A 25,951-nucleotide genomic window follows, 5' to 3' on the forward strand; every position below is an offset into this window, starting at 1 on the left:
AATTACGTAAACAGCGCAGTCGTGATATGCGCTGCTATGCAAGGGATTTCCGTTAAGTGAGAAAAGGGGGCGATGCCCCTAATGGATAGGAATGGGGCGTGTCCACACCAAGGAGCCAAATATTCGAAGGACCTAAGGGCAAGCCTAGAGATTGGTCGTATCGCGTCCCTGTAACGCTCTGGAACACTTGTCATTTGTGTGTGCTACGCTCCTTTGTGAAAGATCTGGTTAGAAGGAATTTAATATGGACTGGAAAGAGCATCCGGTTATCATCAGCGCGGCGTCATTTGCAGCGGCAACTGTTTTCTTTTATAGCGTTATTTTACCGCCTTACACTAAAGATCTTGATAACGAGATCAAAACATTAACAGAGGAGTCAGCCAAAAATTTGGTACGAACAGAGGATGCAGCTGATGAAATTCAATTTTACAAATCCATAATCGCTCCGTATAAAATGAAGTCTATATTCGCTAATACCTTTCCATATCCCGAAAATTTCGATCAAGTAAAAATAGGTGATCCTGCCTCAAAGATCTCAAAAGTCCATGCAATCAAATGGATATCAGAGGAGCCTAATGGCAAAATAGAGGTGGCTCTATTACGCAGCGTGATTTTTGACAAGGTAATCTATTCAGTTTCCGCCGATAGCACAGTTGAGAGCATTTCCTTTGTATTTACTAATGATGTCATAGGGGGAGTTGATACGATCCGGGATGATGTGGATTTCGCCCTGTCCGCCGCTATAAAGATTCATGAGTTGGAGAAAAAAGCAGGCTTCGATGAAAGTGCTCACAGATACCAAAGCATTGTAATACCGTATCCAAAAATCAAGTTGAGCCTTGGTCAGAACCATTACACTATACAAGCCGCTCAATGACTGCTTTTCATAGAATGTGAACAATTTTTTAATTTTTGAAATTTGACAAAATGATTGGGGTGCGCCGCCCCCATATTTCTATTGTCTGCTCTTGGCCGATTGCGGCCCTTCGTGAATGGCTGCTTAGGGTCGGTTGCGGCCGGTGGGAACTCTAGGTGAGTCCCCGTCCGCTTACGGTGTATTCGCCATTTGCGTAAACCACTTTAACTGATCGCTAATTTCCGGCGAATGGGAGCAAGGTAGTACCGCTGGCTCACCTACGTTCGGCGGGTCCCAGGTTTAAGCCCCGCTGCGGGAAGTCTCCCCTATTAGCACCTAACAGAACGCATGGTGAGACTGGTTCGACACGGAGATCTGGCTTGATGTGAAGCATTCTGGCGAGGGGCTGAAGCAAACACTACCCAAGTTATAGGCACCTTGCCAAAGCCGCACACCACAACATACATCGCCCTGATGGGATGCTTAATCTCGCAGGCGTGACTGTGAGCAGGTTGATTATTGCAGCCAAGACTCCACTGTCTCAGCGCCGTGCTCAGCCTTCCAGGCTTTCAAAGTCTTGTGATTGCCGCCTTTGGTCTCAACAACCTCACCGCTCTCCGGGTGTTTGTAGCGTTTTACCTGGCGAGCCCTGCGGGTGTTTTTTTCCGGAGCATGCCCCGCGCCACGGCCGGAACGTTGGGTAGGCTGGGCGCCCTGTGGATCAAGGATTGCAATGATGTGCTTAAGGCTAAAATTGTATTCACTCAGCAATCCTCGCAGTTTTTCCTCGAACTCGACTTCGCGCTTGAGACCCTCATCGTTTTTCATTGTTTCTAGCTCAGCGAGCTGTTCAGCTAGTTTCTGCTCAAGGGCACGGAACTCGGCAAGACGGGACATCGATAAATCTCCTAGGGGCTTTGGATGCTAAAGGTCTGACAGTATCACGAGCTTCAAGGTTGCAAGTACTGAAAATACGTTTGCACCCTTTACGACTATTCTCCGTAGACGTTCAAAGCGGAGGTGTAAGACAATGAATGAAGCATCCATGGCCGCTTGGTGCACACACTGGGAAATCCACGAAGGCTACCTGACCTGTAAGCATTGTGGAGCACACCAGCTTATTCAGAGCGCAAGACGTCCTTTCAAACATGATTCTGGCTGCAACAAGGGCCTGTTCGCGGTCGAAATGCCTTGGGTGGCGCTCGCCGCATCGTTGCGACGACTTCAGCAAAGCTCAGAGCACGTTGGGTAATGGCGTCCAGGTATGGCGTATATAATCCGGTCGGGGTGTTGCGCTGGGGCTGCGAGCGTACACGCGCTGGTAAACGGAGGCAGAATACATTGAGTGAGGGTGACCCCTAGGGCAAGCGCACCTTCAGCTGTTCATTCAACGCTTCCTGTCCCAGGCCACTCGCACTATGCGCAGGCTCAAAGGAGCACTGATCGATTTGTCGTCAATCGCTGTATGCCCAAGGCGAGCGAACCATGAGGTGGTGTTAACAGGCGCCGGCGCATCAGCTGAGAAGGAAATTCCCTCGTTTGGGATGCTCCAAATGCGCGTACGGGGGCGTTTCGGTGCGTTCAGCTCGCCACGTCATCCTGGCAGACAGACAGGTTAAGATTGGCCACGCAGGTAGCAAAGCTTTTATCAGACAATAGGACGTCAGATTCCCGTGTTCAAACCCCTCATTTGCCTCATGCTCGCCTACGCGTCGCCTTTGCTCGCTAACACTGCCGAACTGGCGGGTGTCTGGAAAGGCACCTTGGGTAGCTCCTCTGTCACGGCCTGTTTTAACGGGCCTACAGGCGAGCATGGCAGTTATTACTATCAGGACACCCTCATCCCTATCTGGCTGACCCAAGCCAGCGAAAACGCACCATGGGTAGAAGAAGGGAATACTGGTTTTTGGACACTGAACACCCCGCAGGACGATGTACTGTCAGGAGCCTGGTGCAAAACCGGGGCCGGTAAATCTTTGCCAATCACCTTACACCGTGTCGGCTTGCCAACCGACAACTGCGGGAGCGACGTCTATAACGCGCCCATGGAAGTAGAGCCTTTACCGTCGAAGATCGAAAAGAAAACCTTCGGCGATCATTCCTATGCACTCAAGATCCAAGGTGCCCAAGTCACGCTCAAGCTGGAAGGCGACAGTTCGGCGATTCAAAAGATTAACCGGCAGCTCGCCGCTCTTGCGGTGGACGACAATGATCAGGCCGATTACTTCCGCGAACGACGCGAAGACCTTGGTCAGAACGGTTCGGCCCACACCACCGAAATCACCGTCGAGCCGACGTATTGGTCGTCCCAATTTATCACGGTCAGTTTTTACCGCTGGTTTGCGGGCACTGGTAGAAAGGGTATCAGTTGGGGCCTGCATTCCTGGAACCTACAGACCGGTGAAAATGTCGATCCTTGGACGTGGGTCGGCGGGCATCAAGAGTGGTATGACGCTTACTCCGGTGAAGTGACGCTCCCAGTCAGATTCAGCACATGGCTGGCCAAGCAAACCACTGCCGACGAGGGTTGCCCGGTTATTACTAGCTACAGCGAGTTCGACTTGGAATTCAACACTCATGGTCTCCATCTCTCAACGCCGGCCTATGGGGACGGCTGCGAAAACGATTTGAATTTCACATGGGAGCAGTTGGAGCCGGTACTGACAGCGCAAGGAAAAGCCGCACTGCCCAGCTTGAGGTTGCCCTGAATGCTAGCTGGGCCAGTGCTGTAAATCTTCTGGACTTGCCCGCTGACCAATCGGGTTTACCTACAGTCAGCTCTGTACTCAGTCGTCGGGCGCGTTGAGAATGTATACGCCGCTGCGCGCAGCCCATCTGCGCGCCGCGTCCTCCAACTGCGGCGAGCTAGAGTAGAAATAGTATGTGCTATCCCAGTATTCCTGGAATATGCACCCATACTCTGGAAGAGCGACTTGAAAATGTCGATGCCGAAAGCCGTAGCGTCGAGGGTGCCCGAATAACGTACTGCCGCCCGGCCTACAATATCTCAACAGCATATCCTTCGATTTGAAACTGCGAAAGACTGGCCTGCACCTCCCATGCCTTCGCATAGCAAAAGATAAAACTTCGGTGTTCGCGATCATCTCCCCACAAAAACCTTCCAGAAGCATGTTGCGCCGGGACTCCTCTTCCGGAGGAATATCTTCTAATAGCGCATTCGCATCCTCCCGCGAGAGCCAATGGTCGAAGACGGAAACCCACAGCACTTGGGAACGATCAAACTCCTCCCCCTGAATGACGGCAGCCAACCATGAAAACCGCCCCTCTAAGTGCGACTGACGGGATTTCGAGACGTTTTCCAAACGGCGAAGTGACATGACTACTCCTGTTATCGATGAGCACAGGCGTCATGGTACAACTAGCGCTTAAGCGTTGCCCAGCATTTCCCCGTAGTTCTTGTTTGCGAAGGCAGTTAAACGGCCGGAAGCGGTCACTCCTTGGGGGAGGGTCTGAAAGACGCTAATGACATCGCACTGCTTTTGCAGCGTCTCGCCTTGCGGGTCAGTTACCGTGGCATGAAGCTCCATTAGCGTTGGAACGTGTTTGCATTGGGGCTGTGGGTGATTGCGATAGGCTGAAAGAACGCGCTGACCGTCATTCCCGCTTCATGTTGAAGAGTCCCAAGCCAGGCGGCATCCACGAAGAACATCACATACGACCAAGCCTCATCCGTTATCGGATTGCAGGCATGCACCTCGCCTAGGTTCATGACGACTACCGTACCTGCATCGACTCTGTGAGTGCTTTTACCATGAAGGTAATGACAAGCCCTAGCTATGATGACCCCGACCGAAAACGTCTCGTGGAAGTGCGGGGCGTAACAGACCTTGCGACCGTCGGCGATAGTCCGCGCTTCGATAAACGGCAGGACAGAATCCCGCCAGAAGATGGGCGTGTCGATCTTGGCTAATCTAGGCATCGAAAAATGTCCTGGCACTCCCATACGTGGATAGACCGAGGGTAGTGGCCAGTCTCAGAAGCCGCTAGATCCCAGCAGCGTCCAACGGAAAGCAGCTTGGTACGGCAGCCCGCTTACAGCCCATAGCGGACCTTCGCAAAGGGCTCATATCGGCCCATAGCGGCCATTGTGTGTCTACAAAATTAGGAGCGGTTCAGCGCTAATCACTCAAAAAATTCGATATTAGCGTTCGGGCGCTAGTAGCGGATTGAAGTTTACGGACTTGCTTAAAAAGTGTCTGTGGCGGCGTTCTAATACCCCAGGTCCTTCAACCCCTTTCTTACTTCTGGTGAAATGGTTACCCTGGAGTAAAGCAACCCTACAATAAATAATGCTACTATCACCGCTATCAGATAAGTACTGATCGGAGCAACAATTCTTGCGGCATCTCCAAACATTAAAAGCGCGCGGTAGTCAGTTTCGGCGTTGATGACGGCAAATAGCAAATACAATAACAGCAGGATGGCAGCGCACCCAAAAAAACAGCTCCACGCTCGCCCCTTTTTTACGCCTGCTGCTCGGGATTCATCATGTATTTCTGTGAACTCAAAATCGGTTACCTTTAAAACCACTCCTGATGTGACACAATTTGAATCCTGCCATTCAAGATCTCCCACCTGAGTAGTTATATACTGCCCAAGAAGCAGCTTCGCCCCCCAAATATTTGAAAGTGGGTGAAGAGTGAATTTTTCAAGGGCTTTGTCTGTAAAAATAATTGCGCTTTTCGCACGTATTCTCTTCGTGGACAATCTTAAAAAGCTATTATTTCTCATTCCGTAAACCCGTCCCTGGGTGACGACCTTAAATTTTTTCTCATTAAATCCTGAGATGTCACTCTCAGAATAATGAATAACTGCTGATTTTTTGTTAAGGCCTCTCACGCGGAATTCCTTTATACCTAAAATTATGTTGAAGCAGAGGCACTAGGTTAAAAAAAATTACCTGCATACCTATGTAGCCGCCGATATGCAAGCATGATAAATCTTTTTGCGAGGCATTGCCAGATTAGCATGTGTGCCCAATGCTGTAGTGTTGCCCGGCCATTAAAGATAACTGCAAGCGTCCATCACCCACCTAGGTAGCCTTGTGCTGGACTGGTCGGCAAAACTTAACCTTCTGGTCGATACAGGAAATCCATTGAGCTTGACTAGGCACACAGCCAGCTCTCCGAGGTGTTAACGCAAAACTTGCAGCTCGTGGAGCGTGTTAAAGACTTGAAGGAGTGGTTAGCTAAAAAGAGGGTAAAGGGATAGTGGTAAAACTATGATCAGGCCGCTGCGTTGCGGTTGGTTAGCCATGCTGGGAACAGAGCCGCTGCGGGAGTTGGCCAGCGGTTCTGCGTGCCATCGCCGAGTGATACGAGGGGAGAAAGGTTACACCCTCGGATCGCATGACTGCTACTCGTCCGAGCCATCTGTCTCGGGGAACAAGAATTTTCCGATGTACCAAACAGACCGCCCAACGTTGTGGATAAGCTGTTCTCCTTGCCGTAAGGGCGAGTTGTCTTCATCGATGCCCGCCAGCTTGATCGCGTCGGTGACCTTTGAGCCAGTCGGGTGTGCATCTCCGACTCGCATATCATAAGCACCGGCAATCTCAGCAAACACTCGCTTGGCTTTGGCGTCTCCAATTTTCTCCGCTAAAATACTTTGGAGTAACTTGTTTGAGCCGAGCTTGGCTTTTTCTTCGTGTGTAGAAAGCTTGCGTAGCTCGGTTATGTTGAGCCTGTCCGAGAATACGCGAATGATGTCCTTGGCTAGCCTGAGCAGGGACGCTCTGTCTTTGCTGGCAAACCTGGATATTTGCTGACCTGCTTCGAAGTCATCAATTTCGTGACTGAACAGAGATACATTATATTTATCTCTAAAGCTGTCTTCCAGAAGTCTCATGCTTCCAAAAAGCATTTCTTCAACAGCATGTGTAGATGCTGGTTGCGCTTTCATCTGTGCTTCAAGCAACTCACTTGATACTTTACCTTCAGGAGCTACATTATGCGCTGCCCAAACATGCTGTTCCCATGAGGCGAGGCGAGCGATGTCATAAGCATATACGGTGATCAAATCAGAGCTGTTGATTCCAAAATGAGTTTTATATCCTGACGTGGAATGAATAGCTCCAGTTTCAGCTGTGTACCATGCCAGCTTGAATCCTCGATTGTTCAGAAGCTCGGTAACAACGCTGGACCGAAACCACAGCCAGCGACCCACGTCCTCGTTATCAAGCTCTGCTGACCTCATTCGCGTTCCATCGGTTTCCACGATGAATTGCGGTAGATTTGAATCCGCATCTCCACGAACGCGCTGACTTTTGGATTGGTGGTCTATCCATTCCTCACGCCAAAACTCCCCCTCTACCCGTACACCTTCATAGCCTCCACGGTGCCCCTTTGAACTTTCATGGTCAGTATTCGAGTCATTCTCAGGCCCCATCACAGGGGCGTCTTCATCTTCATCTACGTCCGTTCGCCAGGCTCGAAACATCGCCCAGCTCCCCCCAAAGACGTCATCAAGCTTGCGAATGATTAGGGTAAATTTTCCATTATCTCTTTCCTCATCGTGAGGCTGAAGATTCGAATATGCGCTGTTTTCGAATACTGGGACGTTTTCTACCCTCTGTCGATAGTATGCAAGGCGAAGCGAAAGGTTCCTGGCTGCTAGATAATCAAGTAGAAACTCTCTTTTGATTTCTATCTGACGGTGTTCGCCATCTTCACTTACGGTCTCGCGGACCACTACAACGAAATTTTCTTCAGGTCTAACCCAATTGTCGCCTTCCTTGATCAGGCGCAGTGCAACGACTAGGTCAGGGCTCAAAATCCATTTACTACCGCCGACAACATGTTGCGGGTGCTCATAAATTAAGTTAATACCTATTGGTTCTTTATTGTTGTATTGATACTGATCTATGGACGCATAATACCCATCTTCGTATGCATATGGCGCGACAGTGTGCCCAATGCCTATGTCGCTCCATCCAAGACGTTCTTCAACCAGCTGGCGATGCTCTGGCGGGAATGCAACGGAGCCGCAGCCGAAATATTCACTGACATGACCTACGTCTTTTACATCCCTTTTTTTGCTCTCAACTGACGCTCTCAAAGGAACCCACGCCGCGTTAGAAAAGGTCCTACGAGTTTCTTTGGTTTGCAGAATCCACTTTTCACTCATGGTTGAATCTCCGTTTTTAGTGATAGCACATTGTGAGTAAAAAGCTGCCTTCGCGTTGGCCTCACGACAGGATGGTCTGCGCAGCCCCTCGCTCGCTTATCTTGGCTCGGTTTACCGACCGCTTTGAGTGGTTTTTCGAATGTCGCGAACGTCAGCTTTGGGTCGGTAGCGGCCCGTCGCAACCGGTAGCTTCCGACCCAAAGCGGCCCTTTATGAAGGGCAGGAACCAGCCAAAAGCATACATCGATAAGGGTGTGGATCAACTGCTGTAAGTTGTCGGTCACCAATGAGAAAATCGCAACCAATACTGGATTTGACCGCAGAGTCCCCTAAACCTTGTAGCGGAGAGCATTGACCATCAGTGCAAAGGCTGGCAAAGACTGCCTCCGGCTCGGGTAGTAAAGGTGATATCCGGGAAAAGTTGGCGACCAGTCTTCAAGAACACGGATCAACCGACCATCCTCGACATATGCCTGGACAAGATCCTCCGGTGCATATGCCAACCCGTATCCTTGCAGAGCGGCGGCCATTATTTGGGGTGAGTTGCTAAAGATCATCTGGCCAGACACCTGAACATGTAGCGCCTTGCCGGCCTTGGAAAACTCCCAGGCATACAAACCACCATGAGTCGGCAAACGCAGGTTCGCACAGTTATGAGTAGTCAGATCTTGGGGGATCTGTGGTTTTGCACGATGAGCAAAGTAACTCGGCGCTCCCACCACAGCCATTCGAAAGTCAGGGGAAATCCTGACTGCGATCATGTCCTTTGCCACTTGATCGCCTATACGCACTCCGGCGTCGAAGCGTTCAGCCACGATATCGATTAACCTGTAGCCGATGTTGATTTCTAGAGTCAGATCGGGATACTCCGGGAGCAACCTAGAGAGTTTCGGCCAGAGAATGGTAGATGCCGCATGGTCGGGCGAGGTGATCCGGATAGTTCCGGCCGGCTTGTCACGCAGCTCTCCTAACGCGGCAATTTCGGCTTCTATCCCCTCGTAGTAGGGCACAAGGCTCACAAGCAATCGCTCGCCGGCTTCGGTCGGCGACGCGCCGCGTGTGGTGCGGGCCAGCAAGCGGATACCAAGACGTTCCTCAAGACTGCGGATGCTATGGCTAATAGCGGATTGGGACACCCCCAAATGGGCCGCAGCCTTGGTGAAACTGCGCTCGCGCGCAACGGTGATGAACACCGCAAGGCTGTTGAAATCGCTCTGCGCTATCATGAATTAACCTCATACCGGTTATCGCAGTATGCCACTTCTTGAATGGGTGAGATGTTTATAAAGTCGCTGCATCCCCAATAACCAAACAATTTGTGGGTTGGTTTCCAACACCCACAGAGGAGATGGATGATGCATAAGCGCAAAATCGGCAGCAACGGCCTCGAAGTTTCAGCCATTGGCCTAGGCTGCATGGGCCTGACATTCGGCTATGGCACCGCCACTAACAAAGCGGACGCAATCAAACTCATCCGGGCGGCCTTTGAGCGTGGCGTCACCCACTTCGATTCGGCAGAAGCCTATGGGCAAGTCAACGAAGAAATGGTTGGCGAAGCCGTTCAACCATTTCGCGAGCAGATCATCATCGCGACGAAATTCGGTTTTAAGGACGGTAGTCCCGCCGCAGGGCTGGACAGTCGACCTGAGCGCATCCGCCAGGTGGCGGAAGAATCACTCAAGCGCCTGAAGACCGACTGCATTGACCTGTTTTACCAACATCGCGTCGATCCCAATGTTCCTATGGAAGATGTTGCCGGGGCCGTGCGCGACCTCATCACCGAAGGCAAGGTCAAATACTTTGGCATGTGTGAAGCCGGCGTAGACGCTATCCGTCGCGCCCATGCGGTGCAGCCGCTGTCGGCACTTCAAAGTGAGTATTCGATGTTCACCCGTGAGCCTGAACAGGAAATTATTCCAACCCTCGAAGCGCTCGGGATCGGCTTCATTCCCTTCAGTCCATTGGGCAAGGGTTTTTTGACCGGGAAAATCGATGCCGGCACGACCTTCTCCAACGGTGATGTCCGGAACAATCTGCCTCGTTTTGCTGACGGTGCCCGCGAGGCCAACCACCATCTCGTCACCCTGATCGGTGAAATCGCCCAACGCAAGCAAGCCACCCCCGCCCAGATTGCACTGGCCTGGCTGCTGGCACAAAAGCCGTGGATTGCGCCTATTCCAGGTACAACTAGGCTGCATCGCCTTGAAGAGAACGTAGGCGGAGCAACCCTGGAATTGACCGTAGAAGACCTTCGTGAACTCGGCGAGGTTCTGGCCAAGGTGCCTGTACAAGGTGAGCGTTACAACGCACAGATGATGAAAACCATCAACCGTTAAGCGTTCTTCAGCACCTGACGGTGTTTCTTCAGGGGCACCGTCACGCACTCGTTTCCCACGATTCACCAGCACGGGCCGAACGGCCGCTTTGGGTCGGATAGCGACAGCCGTACCTCCACTGTCGCTAGCGTGTCAGACCTCCGTCTGCTCTGCCATCTCCAAAGCATCATCGACCTCAATGCCTAGGTATCGCACGGTACTCTCAAGCTTCGTATGCCCGAGCAGGAGCTGAACCGCTCTCAGGTTCTTCGTCCTCCGATAGATCAACGATGCCTTCGTGCGTCTCATCGTGTGAGTACCATACAGGGCTGGATCAAGGCCAATAGCCTTTATCCACGCCTTGACGATCCTAGCGTATTGCCGGGTGGAGAGATGCTGGGAGGCGTGTAGCCGGCTTGGAAAAAGGCAGTCCTCTCTGTGGAGATAGGCTTGATGTATCCATGCCTCCAGAGCAATCCGTGTTTGCTCCGTAATCTCAAACCGCACAGGTCGCTGGGTTTTCTGCTGCATCACTATTGCCCGCGATGACACATGCTGCCCATGAACCACGTCTCGTACACGAAGCTTGGTCAGATCGCAGGCTCGTAGCTTGCTGTCGATGGCTAGATTGAAAAGAGCCAAACCACGAGCTTCCTCCGCGATTTGGAGCCTTACGCGAATGGCCCAGATATCTTTGAGTCGCAGCGGGGCTTTCTGGCCGACCAATTTTCCTTTGTTCCAAGGTTCCTGGACGTGGGTCGTAATCGTTTTCATAGCTTGTCCTCCTCTTTGGGAAGACAAGGATGGTCATCGCGAGCCATGGGCGCTAACCGACCCAAAGCTGCCATTGGTAATAGCAGCTTTGGGGGGCAGTAGAAGAAAGCAGCCTCCACCTAAGCGGCGTGAATATCACTAGGCGCAACCCCTACTAATTCAATAGGCGCATCAAGAGCGTGCTCGGCTGTTGAAACAGTGTTCGCAACGACCAGGTTATCTGCGGAGAATGTCCTGGTGTAGCCGCCTTCCAAAGCGATCTCGAAGCGCTGACCCTCGGCATTCAGGTCGTAGTCCTTAAGATAGGTGCGGTGCAGGTCTGTGTCGTAGACCAGCTTCAACGTACCGTTGGTGCCATCGCCCAGGCCCGTATAGCCGAGGGCCGCCACGTCGATCTTGTCCTGGGTCACATCGAAGTCTGTGATCAGGTCAGCGGCACCATGAACGCTGTCGCTGCTGTCCAGATAGCGGAAGGTATCTACCCCAGTACTACCCGTCAGCGCATCGCTGGCACTGCCGCCAATTAGAATACCCCCGTCATATCCCGTATGAAGTTCATCCCAAGTCGGCTTCCCGGTGAGGGTCTGCTCGGCATCGTTATGGTTGTTATCCCCGGCGAAGATAAAACCATCGGCATCTTGGTAAGCAATGCCACTGTGGCGGTAGTCCTGGTCGATATACACTTCGAAGCGGTTGCCCTGGGCGTCGGCGTCGAACGACTGCGCCACAAAATGTCCTACGGTTTTGTCATAGGTATAATTCAGCGTGCCGTTATAGCCATCGCCCAGGCCAGTGAAGCCCAGCGCGGAAACGTCCAACACGTCGCCGCCGAACAGGTTGAAATTGTTGATAAGGTCAACGCTGGACACACCCGAGGCGTCGTTGACGAAACTGTCGCTGAGCTGGTGATAGAAAAAAGTGTCGTCGCCGCTATTGCCGATCAGGTGATCAGCACCCGAGCCGCCATCCAGTACGTTGGCTTTTTTCCCGCCGGTCAGCGTATCGTCGCCGTCCAGCCCATTGAGCACGTACTGCTTGGTGCTGAAGCTGTAGTCCAGGGTATCGTTGCCGGCTGTGCCGTCGTGGAGCAGTACGAAGTTGGCCGTGCTTAGCTTGCCTTGGTAATCGCCCGCCAGGCGCACCTCGAAGAAATTGCCGCTGGCGTCTTTGTCCAGCGACCGTAAGTAGGTGATATCTGTGGCGGCATCATAGCTTACAGCCAGATCGCCATTGTGGCCGTTACCGATCCGCTCTAGGCCAAGGGCGGTCAGGTCTAATACGTCAAAGGGGGCGAAATTGGTAATCAAGTCGGAATGAGAGCCCTCGGCATCACCGTAACTGTCGGTGAGCGACGTGAACACGGATTTCACCCCGTATCCGTAGACGTCGCCGCCTGTGAGGGTATCGACTCCAGCACCGCCTACCAATGTGTCGCTGCCGCTCTTGCCATCCAGGGTGTCGTTCCCGGCGCCGCCGAATAAATGATCAGCCAACCAGGTACCGTTTATTACGTCATCGCCCGCCGTCCCGGTAGACGTATTGAAAGAAGGCCTAGTGTGAACGGTGACTTGCTCATCTATCGTGGCCAGCGGAGCGGTTTTAGAACCTGTAGGCATGCTATGGATCCTGGTTGGGTTGATCGCTGGGTTAGGGCAATTCAGGCAGTGGTCACCCGCTAGCCCGACGTGACTGACGCTTCAATGGACTAGGTAGATCGAAAAAGTTCGTCCACACGCTGTGCACCCTGCATGCGATAAACCTCCAGCGTAGCTGCATTACCGCAGCCAATGCCTGAACAGCGAATGACCGCAATGGGTCGGGTCTCGCCGGTCGCTACAGACGGCAGTCGCCCCATAGCGGCCCTTGAAAGCAAATCTGGTTTACCGCTCCGTAGAAATAGGTAGACAAGTCTACCCATTCCGGAGGTTGCCACTTGCCATCTTTAAAAACGAAGGCCGCAAAGCGCGCCTGCTTGAGGCCGCAGCGACGCTTTTTTACAACGACGGCATTACCGCGACGGGCATCGACGCCATTACCGCCAAAGCTGGCGTGGCGAAGATGAGTCTGTACAACAATTTCAAATCGAAGGCTGACCTGGTGGCGGCCTTTATCGAAGCACGGCATGCCGAGTGGCTCGCACTGTATGAAACCCGCTTGGCTGAAGCCGGCACGCCTAAGGAACGCGTTCTGGCCATTTTTGATGCCTACGCCGACCATGCAAACTCTGCCTATGAACGCGGGTTCAGAGGTTGTGGTTTGCTAAATGCAGCTGCTGAATTGCCCGCAGGCGACGTAGGACGTGAGGCAGTTCGACGCCATAAAGAGCATGTTGAACAGCTCTTGGTGCAACACCTGGCCGAGTTATCGCCGCTTAGTCCTGAAGCCGCTAATCAAACAGCAACGCATCTATCCTTTCTTCTGGAGGGTTCAATGTCCCGCGCAGGCCTGGAGGGCAACGATGCACGGGTACAGCAAGCTCGGCTTATCGCGGCCTCGCTATTGGAGGCAGTAGCATGAGCACAGGGACCTTACCTGTTAGCCGCGGTTTCGGCGTGTTCTGCGTTTTGGCTGCCTCTGTACTGTGGGGAACCACAGGCACCGCTGCGACCTTCGCTCCTGACGTAAGTCCATTAGCCATTGGCGCCGCTGCTATGGGAATTGGCGGGCTGTTGCAGATGCTTTTGGCGTTTCGACAGATCAAAGGGAACAGAAGCCTTCTGCACAGTCACTGGGCCTTCGTGCTGATCGGGGCTATCGCAGTCGCCATTTACCCTTTGGCGTTCTACACCTCAATGCACCTGGCTGGAGTCACCATCGGTACGGTAGTTACCATAGGCTCAGCTCCACTCTTAAGCGCGGTCATCGAACGGGTGTTCGATGGCAAACAGCTCACCGCAAAGTGGCTTGTCGGCGCATGCATCGGGCTACTCGGAACGGTGCTGCTGTGCATTGCCAAAGCTCAAGGACATGCTAGTTCAGCTGTTCACGTGTCACTGTCAGCAAGCGTCTTCGGCGTTGTGCTTGGCCTGCTTGCAGGCGCTACGTATGCCCTATATTCCTGGACGGCCCATCGACTCATGAGAAAAGGTGTGTCTTCCAGCGCCGCCATGGGTGCTACGTTCGGACTGGGCGGCCTCATGCTTCTTCCGGTTTTGTTATTGACGGGAGCCAGCTTGGTGGAGAGCTGGAGCAATGCGGCAGTAGGGCTCTACATGATCCTGGTACCAATGTTTCTGGGATACATCCTGTTCGGCCTTGGGCTTTCGAAGGTCGCGGCAAGCACTGCGACTACGCTATCGCTGATTGAGCCCGTGGTAGCTGCGGTATTGGCAGTCATCATCGTAGGCGAGCGCCTCCCTTTCCTTGGTTGGGTTGGTGCAGCTCTGATTGTGGGATGTTTGTATGTTTTGGTAGCTCAGTCGGAGGTGCAGCACGAAGGTACTCAAGCGCAGCGGGTGTAACACTTCATAAGGGTTGCAACCTGAGACGAAGGGCAGCTATGGGTCGAAGCGGCCATTCAGCAGAGTTGAAGAACCTCAGGGTCAAGCCCGAAGCTCCTTCACCGCCTACTTCATAAAGGCTGCGCAATGGAGCATGGCGGCGAGACTGATCGAGGCGCGCAGCCCCTGAGCTAGAGCCCTTGCGGTCCGGATATTATTTCGAGAGGACCCTATCCAAAAGCGAATACCCCGTGCGCTCTCGTTCAGCAGTCGCCCTCTGAACCTTGGCATTAGCCGAGTTGGCTAAGTTGGCTTCAGTAACACACATGTCATCCTCCAGACTCGATTTATAGCTAGCTAAATCAAGATAAGCAGGTTACAGAATCTGGCGGATCATCACCAACTGCGACCCTGGAGATCGGGTCGCTCAGCGGAATAGTCCTAGACACGCAAAATTAATGTCAATGAGGCGCTGCTTAGCTAATTTAAGTCGTATTCATCTCCGTCAGACGGCAGTTCAGCATCAGCCATCAAATCTCTTCTGTCCTATGAAGTGCACACTGGGGTGTCAACGTCATCACGATAGTCGAGGTATACCGTAAGCGTCTGCCGCACACATCTTGCACCAGCCCGTCTGAGTGCGGAGTAAGCATACGAGCGAAGGTTAATGCGCTGTGAACCAGCTGGGGTGTAGCACAGGAAAATGTTCCTTCAGCCAATCCACAAATGCGTCGACCTGAGGCGCAAGATGCGTTCTGCTTGGATAAAGCACGGATACCAGACGAGGCTTTGGACGAAATGCGCTGAGCACTTCAACCAGTTCTCCGCCTGCGAGGAATGTCTCAACGGCAATTCCAGGAGCTTGAACAATGCCGAAGCCTGCAACACCGCACTGAACGTAGGCATTCGACTCATTAACAGTGATTCCACCATGAGGCGTGTGTGGACGATCTTCGCCGTCTACCGAGAAGTGCCAAGGCAGCGGTCTGTTATTTTGACCGGAAAGGAAGCTTACACATTGGTGGTCTGCTAGATCTTGTAGGGTTATGAGTGCGCTGCGGGCTTGGAGATAACTTGGAGACGCACAGGTCACCATGGTGGCGGTGCCAATTTCTCTGGCCACCATGCTTGAATCCGGGAGGTCACCAATTCGCAATACACAGTCGATGCCCTCGGCGACGAGATCTACCGTACGGTCGGTCACGCCTAGCGCAAGCTCGATTTCGGGAAATGCCTCTGTAAATCTCCTAAGGTTTTCCATGAAGCTGCGCTGGGAAAATGCAGTGGGGATGTCAATGCGAAGCCGGCCTCGCAGCGTCGATCCACTACGGTCGAACATGGAAGTGGTTTCTGCGATGGTTGCTAAAATCTCTTTGACGCGTTCATAAAACCGCTCGCCCTCAGCCGTCAGTTTTACTTTACGCGTAGTACGCTGGAACAGACGGACACCCAGCGAGGCTTCCAAATCCTGAATGGTGCGTGTGACGTGCGGGCGTCCGGCCTGCATTGCCTCTGCGACTTTGGTGAAGCTCCCCAACTCCGCTAGCTTGGCGAATACTTGCATCGACTGTAGAAGCTCCATAAGTCTCTTCTCGGGAACCTGTTAACTGGGTGATTGTTGCTGATCAGGATAACAATCCTGTTCGTTTCTGCACATTTATCTATAGCCGGGAAATCTCAACAATGTCCTCAGCGTAAGGGAGGAGCTTTCCTCGCCTGCACATTCAAAATTGTTGGAGACAAAAAATGAAAGCGTGGCTTCTGAAAGATTTCGGCTTGGATAATCTGGTACAGGGCGAAACGGAAACCCCCGTGCCCCAAGCTGGTGAACTGCTGGTTAAAGTAGGCGCTGTATCACTCAATTTCCGGGACAAGGCCATCGTTGACGGCATCTATGAACCTCACATGGTGCCCAAGCCACTGATCCCCGTCAGCGATGCGGCGGGGACTGTCGTGGCAGTTGGCGATGGTGTCAGCCGCTTCGCTATCGGAGACCGGGTCAACTCACACCTCTACTCACGTTGGTTGGACGGCATGCCTGGGCCAGATGAGCCTAACTACTGCTTTGGATCGCCATTGCCTGGTGGTCTGGCGGAATACATGATCATCCATGAAGACAGCGCGGTAGGTGCCCCCGACAACATGTCAGATGAGGAAGCAGCGACCCTTCCAATTGCTGCTCTGACGGCGTGGTATGCGCTCGTCGATTATGGCCAGATCGAGACCGGCCAAACCGTTTTGGTTCAGGGATCTGGAGGTGTTTCTGTTTTTGCAGCACAGATTGCTACGGCTTTGGGAGCCAAGGTTATCGTCACGTCCAGCCGTGATGACAATCTGGAAGCTGTAAAAAAACTGGGCGCTGTTGCAGGTGTGAATTATCGCACCACCCCTGAATGGGCAGAGGAAGTTCTGAAGCTCACTGACGGTAAGGGAGTAGATCTTCTGCTGGATGTGGCAGGCGGTGACGGCATCAATCAATCGATTGCTGCAACAAAGGTAGGTGGACGTATCGCACAGATCGGCTTTCTGACAGGCCAAGCCTCTACCCTGAACCTGATGCCTATGATTTTCCGACAAACAACGATTCGCGGCATAGCCGTTGCTCCACGCTCGTCATTTGACCGAATGAACGAATTCTTGAATGAGCACAAGATTCGCCCGGTAATCGATCACGTGTATCCATTCGATCAAGCACGCGAAGCGTACGAACATTTGGCCAGAGGCGCCTTTGGTAAGGTAGTAATCAAAATCGCGTAGGATTAGGCTACTTGGAGTTACGCCGCAAATTTCCGCATGGAAATATGCGCGGTCAGATGGCCACCCAATTATGTGGCAGCAGATCGGCAATCTCACTCGCCCGCTGCGACGGCAGGCGCGTGAGCACGTCCTTCAAATAAGCGTACGGATCATGCCCGTTGAGCCGCGCCGATTGGATCAAACTCATGATCGCCGCCGCACGTTTACCGCTACGTAGCGAGCCAGCGAACAGCCAGTTCGAGCGCCCAAGAGCCCACGGTCGGATTTGATTCTCGCACCAGTTGTTATCAATGGGTACAGCACCGTCATCGAGATAGCGCGTCAGCGCTATCCAGCGTTTTAAGCTGTAATCCAACGCCTTGGCGATGGCCGATCCCTCTGGCACAAGCTGCCTCTGGGCGATCATCCAGGTATGAAGTGCGTCGATGAGCGGCGCTGCCTTTTCCTGGCGTATTCGCTGCCGGACACTCGGTTCCAGCTCGCGTGCCTCTCGTTCAACTTCATACAAGGCCGCGATGTAGTGCAGCGCTTTTTCGGCGATCTGGCTCTTGTTGGTCGCGTGCAAGTCGAAGAACTTTCGGCGTGCATGGGCCAGGCAGCCGATTTCTGTAACGCCCAGTTCAAAGCCTGCCTTGTAGCCAGCGAAGTCATCACAGACCAGCTTCCCGTTCCAGGGGCCGAGGAAATTTCGAGCATGTTCGCCGGCACGGCTCGGGCTGAAGTCGGTATACCAAGCTAGGGTTTCGGCCAGCCTCATCTAGCGAACGAGGCTTCTAGGCGGCAACCGTCCATCCGTCGAGCCAACCGCCTGAAGCTGTAAGTGCTGGGCGATCAAACGTAGATAACCACTGTAGTTTATCGTTATCGACGGCCAATTACCGCTCTGCTGTAAAAGGTCAACATGGCCGACTTCCGCGCAGCGGGTCGTTTTGCTCAAGCCGCTTCGCGAGAGACCGCCAGCGGTTCAGTGCTCAGCCTTCCCCCAAGGGGATCCGGGACTACCGAATTTGAAGGGTTGTAAATCTGAACAAGACCGCTGGCTCAATTCTGCGTCGCCAGTCCAATCTCTTGCCGATACGCGGAACGAGCCCTGCGGAGTACCCCAATACAACAGAGTCATAGACTCGGGCTTGCACTCGCAGCAGTCAGGCGCCAAAGCCCTCAACGACCAAAAAATTAGCTTTAGCAGCCTCTAGGGCTGCACCTGGTGTCAATCTACTACTGGTCATGATCATCCCTCGGCTTCGACTAGTCCCATCACGATCTGCCTTCCAAATAGCCCCTACTAATTCTCTGATCACGCCCGGCCCGACAGGCCGATGAAGAGACCAACATTTACACTGTACGACCCAGGACTGGCCGTCCTGATCCGCTGCAAAGAGGTCAACTCCGCCATCACCATCGCGGCTTGCAGACTGATGAATTACTGACTTCCCTTGCTCCTGTAGATATCGAGCACAGGCCTTCTCGAAATCGAACCACACTGGTCTGCTACCAACGGGGGCGGTACTCATCTCATCAAAGATCATCCGCGACGCAGACCGACTTCTGTAGACCTTTAACCGCTCGGCCAGGCCGCCAACACCCCGCTCATGTGGCCGAACAAATGTGAATCCTTCTGGCAGCGACAAACCATAACGTTGAGCCAAAAACCGTTGAGTCGCCGATGCGTTGTCTGCACGCCGGATGTGTGAGCTGACTTTATGCTTTCCTCTGGTTTGTATCGGCTCGCTATCAACCGGTGGCATATCACTTCTCAGACGGCCATAACGCACTCTGGGTAGGTAAATGATTGTCCGTTCCTTCCTTTGTTTTCCAGATGACCGCGTGCGATATGCTTTTGCGCGAAATAAGCTTTCGCGGTCCTCAACCACCAAAAAGTCGCGAACAATAGCCGCTGCGATGAGCTGCAAGCTGACCTCCGCATCGTCATTCCATTCGGCCTCATCGCCGGAATGACGTATCAATTGTATGTCGCTGATACGCGGAACGTCGTGACCCAACCCAATCGCAACGTGAAAATATCGGTCATTGCTATCGAGGAAATGACACGAGAATTCACCGTCCTTTTCGAAAACTCGAAGGGCAACGAAAGGTCCGAATTGGATTTCTACCCTAGCTCCCCACGGAATCGACCACTGGCGCGCTTCCTGAGCTTCATGCAGAAGCTGTAGGGCTCTCTGATAGGCTTCCTCAACCGATCCCTCGACGCGAACCGACTCTAGCGCTTGATTCACGACACTCAGAGGTGCAGGCATGTCAGTGGGTCCATACCATTCTCCAGCATCCAACAGATCTACAAACTCCAATCCGCTTTGCCAGAGATTCTCTAGATCTTCTCTTGGACACGACACATCCAGCGTGATGGTCCGCAGGCCCAATTCAGAATTTCCTAGATTCTTTAGCCACGGTCTCTTTGTTCCTAGATCTGTGATCTTGGGGTCTAAAAACGCGGCTTCCAAACTGTGCTGCAACGCTGCGGCTATGAGCAAATCATTAGTCTTGTGCAGATACCCTATAAGCTTTGCGGTGAATGCGAAAATATCTGCTGGGGTATTCAGCAGAGTGACAGCAGCCTCGTGCGCCAGCCTCGCATCGAAGCCAGAGCCCAACACTGCATGAAGCCAGGACGTTAGTGACGGATGCTGTTGGAGCAACACACTAATAGCGTTATCGACAACACCGCCATAGCTCCATGCGCCCTGGGTATTAAAAACACAGGGCTGCTCACCAGCTTCCGCACGCTGTCGGATCGCGAGGACAAACCCTGCTGCGCGAGAACGTTTATGATGAAAACTTTCTGCCCAATCAGCAGTTTTCCTATCAGCTTCCTCTAGGTCACTGGTCCAAGGGCCGTTGCCTTGAAGCGTCGCCCATGCATCACTGATCGAGTCAGCCCACAATGGCACCTCGTTGTCCCAGTCACGTTCTTTCCTCTCCATAGGGTCGAATCGAGCGCCTAATCTCGAATAGGGTATTCCAGGGATAGGGAATGTCCATTGGCGCCGAAGCGCTTGCGTAGACGGAATGCGAGGACCTTTGGGCTCTCCCACTGAAAAAACTGCATCAAACCAACCGCTGTAGGTGCCGGTTGGGTGTGCCATACACACTCTGAATCGCCCACTTGTTCTGAAAGCGCGAACTACGACGTCTTCGGAGGGAGCCATCCAGCGAACATGAGGAGTAGGTTCCTTCAAGCCCATGGCCGTAAGGCTGAAAATGCAAGATGGGGACGTATTCCATCTCCAGCCCAGCAAGCCTATGCGACCAGCCTGGCGGTAAAGACCCGGTCTTTTTATGTCACGTGTGACCAGCACGATCCAAGGTACGCCATCATCGGAGACTCCGGATGGCCCGAAGTAAAGCTTACCGATGGACGCATGAAGGAAAGGAGCAACCGCCTTGAGAAGCGATTCTCTTGAAATGGGCTGATTAGGTGTAGGGCTACCAAAAGCGACTGGCAGCTCTTTCTTAAGATCTTCATCATTTTCCATGCGCATACCATGCAAACTGTTGCAACCGGCCCGGGTGTACCTTCAAGTCCACAAGTGCTCTTACGACCCTGCCGAGCTTGCTGGGCGCGGCGGTAAGCAAGCGGCCTACTACCAATCAGCGAAATCCAGAACATTTGGTTCTCGAACGAGATCGAAGTGCTCGGTACGCAGGACCGCCTGCCAGAAGCGCTCACGTGCAGCTTGAGTACCAGCACCGTCCCACTCCACCACCCTAATTGCAGCGGTTCTGGCATAGGCAGCCAGCACCTCATTCAGGTGGGTGTCACCTCCGGAATATCCAAACACGATAATCTCTTCGGCTTCGTGGCAGCAGAGTTGAAGATACTCCCAGTAAGTGGAAAGCACATCTGATGCGTCAATCACGGACCGCTTGTGGGCCACATGCGTCAGGACGATATGATTAGAGATTTCATTTGAATTCATGGTGAGCATTGCCCGAGTCATCTTGCGGGCTGCGCCCCACCTGTCGTCATAAAAAAGCGGCGAGCCATGCAGGTGCAGGTAGTAGCCAAAGCTATTGCCATAACGACGCACCAAAGTGTCGGCGCCAAAACCACCATCTGTCATTCCATCAACAAGATCACCCCGATAACCGTTCATGAAACCATTGTCGATAAACGCCCCGTACAACAACCGGTCATAGTTCAATGTGGCAATGTTGGATCTGGTTTCACGAACGAAATCAAACAGCGGAGTTAGAAATGCCTGAGGTAAAGGCTCGTCATACAGATGTAAATCTGAAGCGACTCTATGGATATATTTGGCCACAGCAGCAGGGAATTCCTGCCCCTCATCTGATAGCCAATGGACTTCTTCGTCGCCAATTTTGTTGAGCATGTTGCATGCCGCGACCACGACGTGAAGCGTGTCTAGCTGATGTTCGCCATGAGGAGCTTGGCCTTCATCCCCCACACAACGAGCGACCAAATCCCTCTGCTCGCCTGGAAGGTGACGAGGGTTATCCCACACATCACCGAGGGCACGATCCAACGAGAAGTGTCGGGGGTCCAGCGCCATTCCTAGGCCGTTCCCAAAAATCAGTGTTTTCCTTGGCATGCTATCTCCCTGATCTCAGCATTTGCTGTTTCAAGGATCCTAAATCAAAACGCCATCATTGCACAGGTCACCGGATACCACAGCGTCTGCTCAGATCTCTAGAACGGGCCATGCCCTGCAAATGCAACCGGGATCGCAAGAAGGCCGGTCGTTCGGTAACACCGCCACCAAAAGCGGCTACGCCGAAATACTCCAAAGGAACATGGCCTACGGCTGCGGACCCAACGCCCTATACACCGTCGAACGATGAACCTGAAAAGACCAGCGACGTGGCTGACGCTCTGTCCTTGATTCAACAACTCTCTCGCATGTGCAATCTGGCCTGCGGTGACCGACGGCTTTGGTCCGAATCGGATTCCCTTTGCTTTGGCTGCTATACGCCCGGCACTGGTCCGTTCATTGATGAGCGCTCTCGAAATCAGCGACGCCCGCAAACACAGTCAGGACCATGCGTCCCGCTGACGTGGTTGTATCGGCCCACGGCTCAGCCAATGAACGTAAACCTGCATCAAGCGCCTTGATCCTCTCAGCGATTTGCAGCAAGTCACCGGTCGACCTCGCCAGGCGATCTAATCGAGTAATTACGACGACATCGCCAGCCCGGAGATGATCAAGGAGGCAATGGAGTTGCGGGCGCTCTCGATTCGCTCCACTCATCTTCTCTTCGAAAATGCGCTGGCAGCCAAGGGAGGAAAGACGGTCTATTTGCTGGTCGAGACTCTCGACCGTGAGTTGATACGCGCGCATGGCAAATCAGGTGAGGTTCAGTCATAACATTCCTTGTTGCAGGTTATGTCTTAAGCATAGCACAACTTGCAACAGACTTATGCGACAGCAGAGCCCCTTAGATTCCCCGAAATATTCACATGTTGCATATCATAGAAAATTTACGACAAAGACTTATCAGACATGGCACGGCTACCCCTATCGAGCATGCACGAACAGCAGACTACTTTTTTTAGGGGTGTATCTCGCATTGTAGGGAGCTGCGAAAAATGGGAAACAACGCTATCCAAGCCCGAGCCAATTTGACCACAGCTCGGCCGGAAAGCATCCATTTGAGTATATAATTTCAAACAACCTAATAGGTGACGGAGGGTGGGCGCTTTACAATCACTACTAATCCTAGATGGTCACAGCTGGAGTTAGGCATGCCATCGGGGAAAAACTTTGTAAAGCTGCCTACCTTAATGTTCCCCGTTTCAGCCAGTCACTGCGGTTAATTCCATGCAGAACCACTACACATAGGTGTAAAGCAACTATTCGATTTTTGTCATTACCCCGTTGATGACATTCCAAAACCGTGCATAAGATCAGTCATCGAGTTCACGACTGATCACATCAATGAACGTGGCAATGGTAATGCACCCATGCGGTCAAAAAATTCCTCTGGTGCTGGACGAGCATGGCCTTCCCGTCAGTATGGCAAGTGAGTTTTTGTTGACCCTTCACGGGCTTGCAGACTTGACCAAGCAGAGAAACGCACAAGAACTTACCTGCATATTTCATTGGGCGAAAGGTCTGGGTATAGATCTCTACGCCATGACCCGCTGCGCACCTCAAGTTCCGCTCAGAATCCTCAAAAGCTCACTCATACCCCACCTGCGAAAAAAGAAGAAACCACCACAGGACAAAGTCGGAAACTTGCTTTACATCAGCAAGCGCGATGAACGGATAGTCGCTGTAAGCGATGCCGTGTTCAACAACCGGCTTGACACCACTTCAAAATTTTTCAGGCATTGGTTTGATGATGCTCTTAATGCCAGCGACCCAGTTAGTGCTCGATACAAAGCTATTACTGAATACAAGGAGACTGTCATGGCATACCTTGCTTCGAAAAGAGTAACCGTGCGATCTAATAAACGGCAGAGCAAAGCACTGTGTGAGATCGAGATGCAGTCACTGGCCGAAATTGTGAGTGCAGGCCCCACATCGGCAAGTTCGGAATTCGTCAGATTGAGGAATAAGGTCGTCGTGGGCTTGCAAACGGTTACCCCAGCACGGGCTGGTGAGGTACTCTCATTGCATGTCGACGACATTTTATTCGGTCATATCTCACAAGTTAATTTTGTTCGGCGCTCACCCGACCCAGACGACGTTCGGAATCCTCGCCCTGCACTCAAGACGAATGGGCGTCCGGTAGAGATCAGTAGTGCCGGGCTGCTCAAGGATCTGGATGATTACCTCATGATGCGTGAAACCGTCATGGAGACGGCAGATTTAGACCATCCGTACCTGATTATCGCTGCGCACGGACAACCGTTGTCGTACTGGTCACTGCGCAAAATCTACTCAGATATCCGCGCCAAGCACCCTCACTTGTTCAGGGCACAACTGAACGCGAAAGCCCTGCGCCATACCTTCACGACCAACCTGGAAAACGCACTACGTGAATTAGGCATTGGCGAAGAGCGTCGGCGCAAACACCTCGCGGCCATCAGAGGCGATAGCAGCCGCTCCTCACAGGATGCATACCTGGATGCTGCGTTCGATCAGGAATATCGCAAGGCGATGAGCAAAGTCCAGGATGCCTACTCGGACTGCCTGCCATGATTCAGCCCGACTTCGCGCTAGACGACGGCCTGGCCCCAGTGCCCGAATCCGTCATTGGAATGCAAGGGTTCGAAATTCGTACCAGTGGGCTCAAGTGGTATATCCCTGACGCGGGCACCCATAGCGCGACCATCGACTTCACCATCGTCGCCAACGTCGCGGCACGACGCATTGCCATGGCCTACTTTGCGGACCGCCTTGAGTCTGTCTCGGGCCGGACGGTCTTGTCGGATGCAGCGGAAATCCTGCCTTTGCTGCGGATAGCACGTTGGCAAGTCATCGGTGACGAACTGCGCGCGGATCTGAAGACGATTTTTTCTAAACGCATCTGCCATCTGAGAGATAACCAGAAGTTGTATCGAGCGGTCAGGGCTCGCGACTTTTATGTCTGGGGTTCGGCTTTCTTTCCGGACAGTTTCGATACCGAATGGGGATACCACCTTGAAAATCTCACCATTCCTGGGGGGCCTAAGGGAGAGGCCGTCCGTTCCGAATCCCCAACTGAAGGCCCGCTGCATCCCGTACTCGAAGTTAGACCGTTACTGCAATCGCTTGAAGCCGATACCGGGATGCTCATGGAGCATTACCAACAGCGTGCCGCACTGGCTATATCGATTCATTTTGGCCTGAATCCACGCTGCCTGGTTTACATGAACAGGGATGACCTGATTGATCTGACGCCTGAAGCGCCAGAAAGAACTTACATTGTCCGTCTTCCCCGGATGAAGAAGGGGCTGCGGCATCCTCGTGATGACATGCGGACCGAGCCGTGTCCGGACCACGTTGCGAAGCATATTTTGGCCTTGACCAATCAGCCAACGCGACGAGGGCTCACTTGGACTCACAAGGGCACCACCTACCTTTTAGAGCCTCGGTTGTTCACGAGCGTCGAACCGAATCCGTCAGCGGTAAACAGTGGGCTTGGAACCGAGGCATACAGCATGACCGCGCTTGGCATTTTGCACTCATTCCGTGCCTTCGTTCGCCGAAAGAGATTGATGTCCAAGGTCACACATGAACTGCTTAACATCACGCCCAGACGACTTCGTTATACCTTTGCCACAGCACTCGTGCGCCAAGGGCTCAGCAAGCGAGCATTGGCACGCGCGCTGGACCATACCGACACCCAACACGTCCAAGTCTACTTCGAACTTGGAGAAAGCATGGTCGACGAATTGGACAAGGCCATGGATGGGGGCTATGCAAGCCTGACTGACTATTTCCACGGCGAAATCATAGCCACTGAATCAGATTGGTACGGGTCCGAACACGCCAACAAAATAGATCTGAATGATTTAGGCCACTCAGTGGATCTCGGTTGCTGTGGAAGTCGAAAGCTTTGTCACCTGCATCCTCCGTTCAGCTGTTACCTCTGTCCGAAATTTAGGCCCTACAAATATGCCCAACACCAGGCGATCCTCAATCATTTCCGCACACTCAAAGCCGACGATAAAAAACGGTACGGAGGAAATCCGGCTCAATACGACGAAATAATCATCGCTATCCAAGAAGTCATCTACAAGTGCAAGGCCGCCTGAT

The 25,951-nt window shown here is 52.8% G+C and carries 19 protein-coding genes and 2 pseudogenes; 8 read left to right on the forward strand and 13 right to left on the reverse strand.

Features of this window, described 5'->3' with window-relative positions; genetic code table 11:
* Positions 1 to 244: 244 nt before the first annotated feature.
* The gene (locus tag AC3Z8Y_RS21635; protein WP_490087525.1) at positions 245 to 877 is read left to right on the forward strand and encodes a hypothetical protein; all 633 of its coding nucleotides are present in this window, start codon (positions 245 to 247) and stop codon (positions 875 to 877) included.
* 495 nt (positions 878 to 1,372) lie between these two features.
* Here AC3Z8Y_RS21635 and AC3Z8Y_RS21640 read toward each other — a convergent pair whose 3' ends face one another.
* A complete protein-coding gene (locus AC3Z8Y_RS21640) occupies positions 1,373 to 1,753 on the reverse strand; it encodes a histone-like nucleoid-structuring protein, MvaT/MvaU family (protein ID WP_490087526.1) in 381 nt (126 codons plus the stop codon).
* Positions 1,754 to 2,553: 800 nt separating this feature from the next.
* Between AC3Z8Y_RS21640 and AC3Z8Y_RS21645 the strand changes: the two genes are divergently transcribed.
* Positions 2,554 to 3,564: a hypothetical protein gene (locus AC3Z8Y_RS21645; RefSeq protein ID WP_490090064.1), complete on the forward strand. Its 1,011-nt coding sequence runs from the start codon at positions 2,554 to 2,556 to the stop codon at positions 3,562 to 3,564.
* A gap of 78 nt (positions 3,565 to 3,642) precedes the next feature.
* Here AC3Z8Y_RS21645 and AC3Z8Y_RS21650 read toward each other — a convergent pair whose 3' ends face one another.
* The 5 genes from AC3Z8Y_RS21650 to AC3Z8Y_RS21670 form a co-directional block, all read right to left on the reverse strand.
* The gene (locus AC3Z8Y_RS21650) at positions 3,643 to 4,194 is read right to left on the reverse strand and encodes a hypothetical protein (protein ID WP_490087527.1); all 552 of its coding nucleotides are present in this window, start codon (positions 4,192 to 4,194) and stop codon (positions 3,643 to 3,645) included.
* Positions 4,195 to 4,403: 209 nt separating this feature from the next.
* Complete coding sequence (locus AC3Z8Y_RS21655) at positions 4,404 to 4,796, reverse strand: AraC family ligand binding domain-containing protein (RefSeq protein ID WP_490087528.1); 393 nt, start codon at positions 4,794 to 4,796, stop codon at positions 4,404 to 4,406.
* A gap of 290 nt (positions 4,797 to 5,086) precedes the next feature.
* Positions 5,087 to 5,716 carry a hypothetical protein gene (locus AC3Z8Y_RS21660; RefSeq protein WP_490087529.1) on the reverse strand — a complete coding sequence of 210 codons (630 nt, stop codon included), beginning with the start codon at positions 5,714 to 5,716 and terminating at the stop codon, positions 5,087 to 5,089.
* A 516-nt stretch (positions 5,717 to 6,232) separates the two neighbouring features.
* Entirely contained in the window at positions 6,233 to 8,002 is a 1,770-nt protein-coding gene (locus AC3Z8Y_RS21665; RefSeq protein WP_490087530.1) for a hypothetical protein, read from the reverse strand.
* A gap of 329 nt (positions 8,003 to 8,331) precedes the next feature.
* Positions 8,332 to 9,225, reverse strand: a complete 894-nt coding sequence (locus tag AC3Z8Y_RS21670; RefSeq protein ID WP_490090065.1) for a LysR family transcriptional regulator — start codon at positions 9,223 to 9,225, stop codon at positions 8,332 to 8,334.
* Positions 9,226 to 9,357: 132 nt separating this feature from the next.
* Here AC3Z8Y_RS21670 and AC3Z8Y_RS21675 point away from each other — a divergent pair, with 132 nt between their 5' ends.
* Positions 9,358 to 10,338: an aldo/keto reductase gene (locus AC3Z8Y_RS21675; protein ID WP_490087531.1), complete on the forward strand. Its 981-nt coding sequence runs from the start codon at positions 9,358 to 9,360 to the stop codon at positions 10,336 to 10,338.
* A gap of 132 nt (positions 10,339 to 10,470) precedes the next feature.
* Here AC3Z8Y_RS21675 and AC3Z8Y_RS21680 read toward each other — a convergent pair whose 3' ends face one another.
* Positions 10,471 to 11,091 carry a tyrosine-type recombinase/integrase gene (locus AC3Z8Y_RS21680; RefSeq protein ID WP_490087532.1) on the reverse strand — a complete coding sequence of 207 codons (621 nt, stop codon included), beginning with the start codon at positions 11,089 to 11,091 and terminating at the stop codon, positions 10,471 to 10,473.
* Between the two features lie 119 nt (positions 11,092 to 11,210).
* Entirely contained in the window at positions 11,211 to 12,707 is a 1,497-nt protein-coding gene (locus AC3Z8Y_RS21685; RefSeq protein WP_490087533.1) for a M10 family metallopeptidase C-terminal domain-containing protein, read from the reverse strand.
* 310 nt (positions 12,708 to 13,017) lie between these two features.
* Here AC3Z8Y_RS21685 and AC3Z8Y_RS21690 point away from each other — a divergent pair, with 310 nt between their 5' ends.
* Both AC3Z8Y_RS21690 and AC3Z8Y_RS21695 read left to right on the forward strand, forming a co-directional pair.
* Entirely contained in the window at positions 13,018 to 13,608 is a 591-nt protein-coding gene (locus tag AC3Z8Y_RS21690) for a TetR/AcrR family transcriptional regulator (RefSeq protein WP_490087534.1), read from the forward strand.
* The gene (locus AC3Z8Y_RS21695) at positions 13,605 to 14,552 is read left to right on the forward strand and encodes a DMT family transporter (protein WP_490087535.1); all 948 of its coding nucleotides are present in this window, start codon (positions 13,605 to 13,607) and stop codon (positions 14,550 to 14,552) included. Before AC3Z8Y_RS21690 ends, AC3Z8Y_RS21695 begins: the two co-directional genes overlap by 4 nt.
* Positions 14,553 to 15,195: 643 nt before the next feature.
* Here the strand turns inward: AC3Z8Y_RS21695 and AC3Z8Y_RS21700 are convergent.
* Positions 15,196 to 16,095: a LysR family transcriptional regulator gene (locus AC3Z8Y_RS21700; RefSeq protein ID WP_490087536.1), complete on the reverse strand. Its 900-nt coding sequence runs from the start codon at positions 16,093 to 16,095 to the stop codon at positions 15,196 to 15,198.
* A gap of 182 nt (positions 16,096 to 16,277) precedes the next feature.
* Here AC3Z8Y_RS21700 and AC3Z8Y_RS21705 point away from each other — a divergent pair, with 182 nt between their 5' ends.
* A complete protein-coding gene (locus tag AC3Z8Y_RS21705) occupies positions 16,278 to 17,288 on the forward strand; it encodes a zinc-dependent alcohol dehydrogenase family protein (protein ID WP_458373357.1) in 1,011 nt (336 codons plus the stop codon).
* Positions 17,289 to 17,340: 52 nt separating this feature from the next.
* On the opposite strand, the pseudogene tnpC reads toward AC3Z8Y_RS21705, so the two are convergent.
* The 4 genes and pseudogenes from tnpC to AC3Z8Y_RS21725 form a co-directional block, all read right to left on the reverse strand.
* Positions 17,341 to 18,012, reverse strand: a pseudogene (gene tnpC, locus AC3Z8Y_RS21710) (IS66 family transposase); the annotation flags it as partial.
* A gap of 421 nt (positions 18,013 to 18,433) precedes the next feature.
* On the reverse strand, positions 18,434 to 20,782 hold the full coding sequence (locus AC3Z8Y_RS21715) for a restriction endonuclease (RefSeq protein ID WP_490087537.1): 2,349 nt from the start codon (positions 20,780 to 20,782) through the stop codon (positions 18,434 to 18,436).
* Positions 20,783 to 20,890: 108 nt separating this feature from the next.
* Positions 20,891 to 21,859 carry a hypothetical protein gene (locus tag AC3Z8Y_RS21720; RefSeq protein ID WP_490087538.1) on the reverse strand — a complete coding sequence of 323 codons (969 nt, stop codon included), beginning with the start codon at positions 21,857 to 21,859 and terminating at the stop codon, positions 20,891 to 20,893.
* Positions 21,860 to 22,066: 207 nt separating this feature from the next.
* Positions 22,067 to 22,631 (reverse strand): annotated as a pseudogene (locus tag AC3Z8Y_RS21725) (recombinase family protein).
* A gap of 572 nt (positions 22,632 to 23,203) precedes the next feature.
* Here AC3Z8Y_RS21725 and AC3Z8Y_RS21730 point away from each other — a divergent pair.
* Both AC3Z8Y_RS21730 and AC3Z8Y_RS21735 read left to right on the forward strand, forming a co-directional pair.
* Positions 23,204 to 24,412, forward strand: coding sequence for a hypothetical protein (locus tag AC3Z8Y_RS21730; RefSeq protein ID WP_490087539.1), 1,209 nt, complete (start codon positions 23,204 to 23,206; stop codon positions 24,410 to 24,412).
* Positions 24,409 to 25,950: a tyrosine-type recombinase/integrase gene (locus AC3Z8Y_RS21735; RefSeq protein ID WP_490087540.1), complete on the forward strand. Its 1,542-nt coding sequence runs from the start codon at positions 24,409 to 24,411 to the stop codon at positions 25,948 to 25,950. The genes AC3Z8Y_RS21730 and AC3Z8Y_RS21735 overlap by 4 nt, the downstream gene beginning before the upstream one ends.
* Position 25,951 lies beyond the last annotated feature (1 nt).

The organism is Pseudomonas sp. 3MAES_34.3B (assembly GCF_058145875.1).

Bases quoted from the DNA above. Each gene is read 5' to 3' on its own strand.
- AC3Z8Y_RS21695 (WP_490087535.1), top strand. From the start codon at position 13,605: ATGAGCACAGGGACCTTACCTGTTAGCCGCGGTTTCGGCGTGTTCTGC.
- AC3Z8Y_RS21730 (WP_490087539.1), top strand. From the start codon at position 23,204: ATGAACGTGGCAATGGTAATGCACCCATGCGGTCAAAAAATTCCTCTG.
- AC3Z8Y_RS21720 (WP_490087538.1), bottom strand. From the start codon at position 21,859: ATGCCAAGGAAAACACTGATTTTTGGGAACGGCCTAGGAATGGCGCTG.
- AC3Z8Y_RS21640 (WP_490087526.1), bottom strand. From the start codon at position 1,753: ATGTCCCGTCTTGCCGAGTTCCGTGCCCTTGAGCAGAAACTAGCTGAA.
- AC3Z8Y_RS21700 (WP_490087536.1), bottom strand. From the start codon at position 16,095: ATGCAAGTATTCGCCAAGCTAGCGGAGTTGGGGAGCTTCACCAAAGTC.
- AC3Z8Y_RS21645 (WP_490090064.1), top strand. From the start codon at position 2,554: ATGCTCGCCTACGCGTCGCCTTTGCTCGCTAACACTGCCGAACTGGCG.
- AC3Z8Y_RS21675 (WP_490087531.1), top strand. From the start codon at position 9,358: ATGCATAAGCGCAAAATCGGCAGCAACGGCCTCGAAGTTTCAGCCATT.
- AC3Z8Y_RS21635 (WP_490087525.1), top strand. From the start codon at position 245: ATGGACTGGAAAGAGCATCCGGTTATCATCAGCGCGGCGTCATTTGCA.
- AC3Z8Y_RS21655 (WP_490087528.1), bottom strand. From the start codon at position 4,796: ATGCCTAGATTAGCCAAGATCGACACGCCCATCTTCTGGCGGGATTCT.
- AC3Z8Y_RS21735 (WP_490087540.1), top strand. From the start codon at position 24,409: ATGATTCAGCCCGACTTCGCGCTAGACGACGGCCTGGCCCCAGTGCCC.
- AC3Z8Y_RS21705 (WP_458373357.1), top strand. From the start codon at position 16,278: ATGAAAGCGTGGCTTCTGAAAGATTTCGGCTTGGATAATCTGGTACAG.
- AC3Z8Y_RS21650 (WP_490087527.1), bottom strand. From the start codon at position 4,194: ATGTCACTTCGCCGTTTGGAAAACGTCTCGAAATCCCGTCAGTCGCAC.
- AC3Z8Y_RS21680 (WP_490087532.1), bottom strand. From the start codon at position 11,091: ATGAAAACGATTACGACCCACGTCCAGGAACCTTGGAACAAAGGAAAA.
- AC3Z8Y_RS21665 (WP_490087530.1), bottom strand. From the start codon at position 8,002: ATGAGTGAAAAGTGGATTCTGCAAACCAAAGAAACTCGTAGGACCTTT.
- AC3Z8Y_RS21715 (WP_490087537.1), bottom strand. From the start codon at position 20,782: ATGGAAAATGATGAAGATCTTAAGAAAGAGCTGCCAGTCGCTTTTGGT.
- AC3Z8Y_RS21685 (WP_490087533.1), bottom strand. From the start codon at position 12,707: ATGCCTACAGGTTCTAAAACCGCTCCGCTGGCCACGATAGATGAGCAA.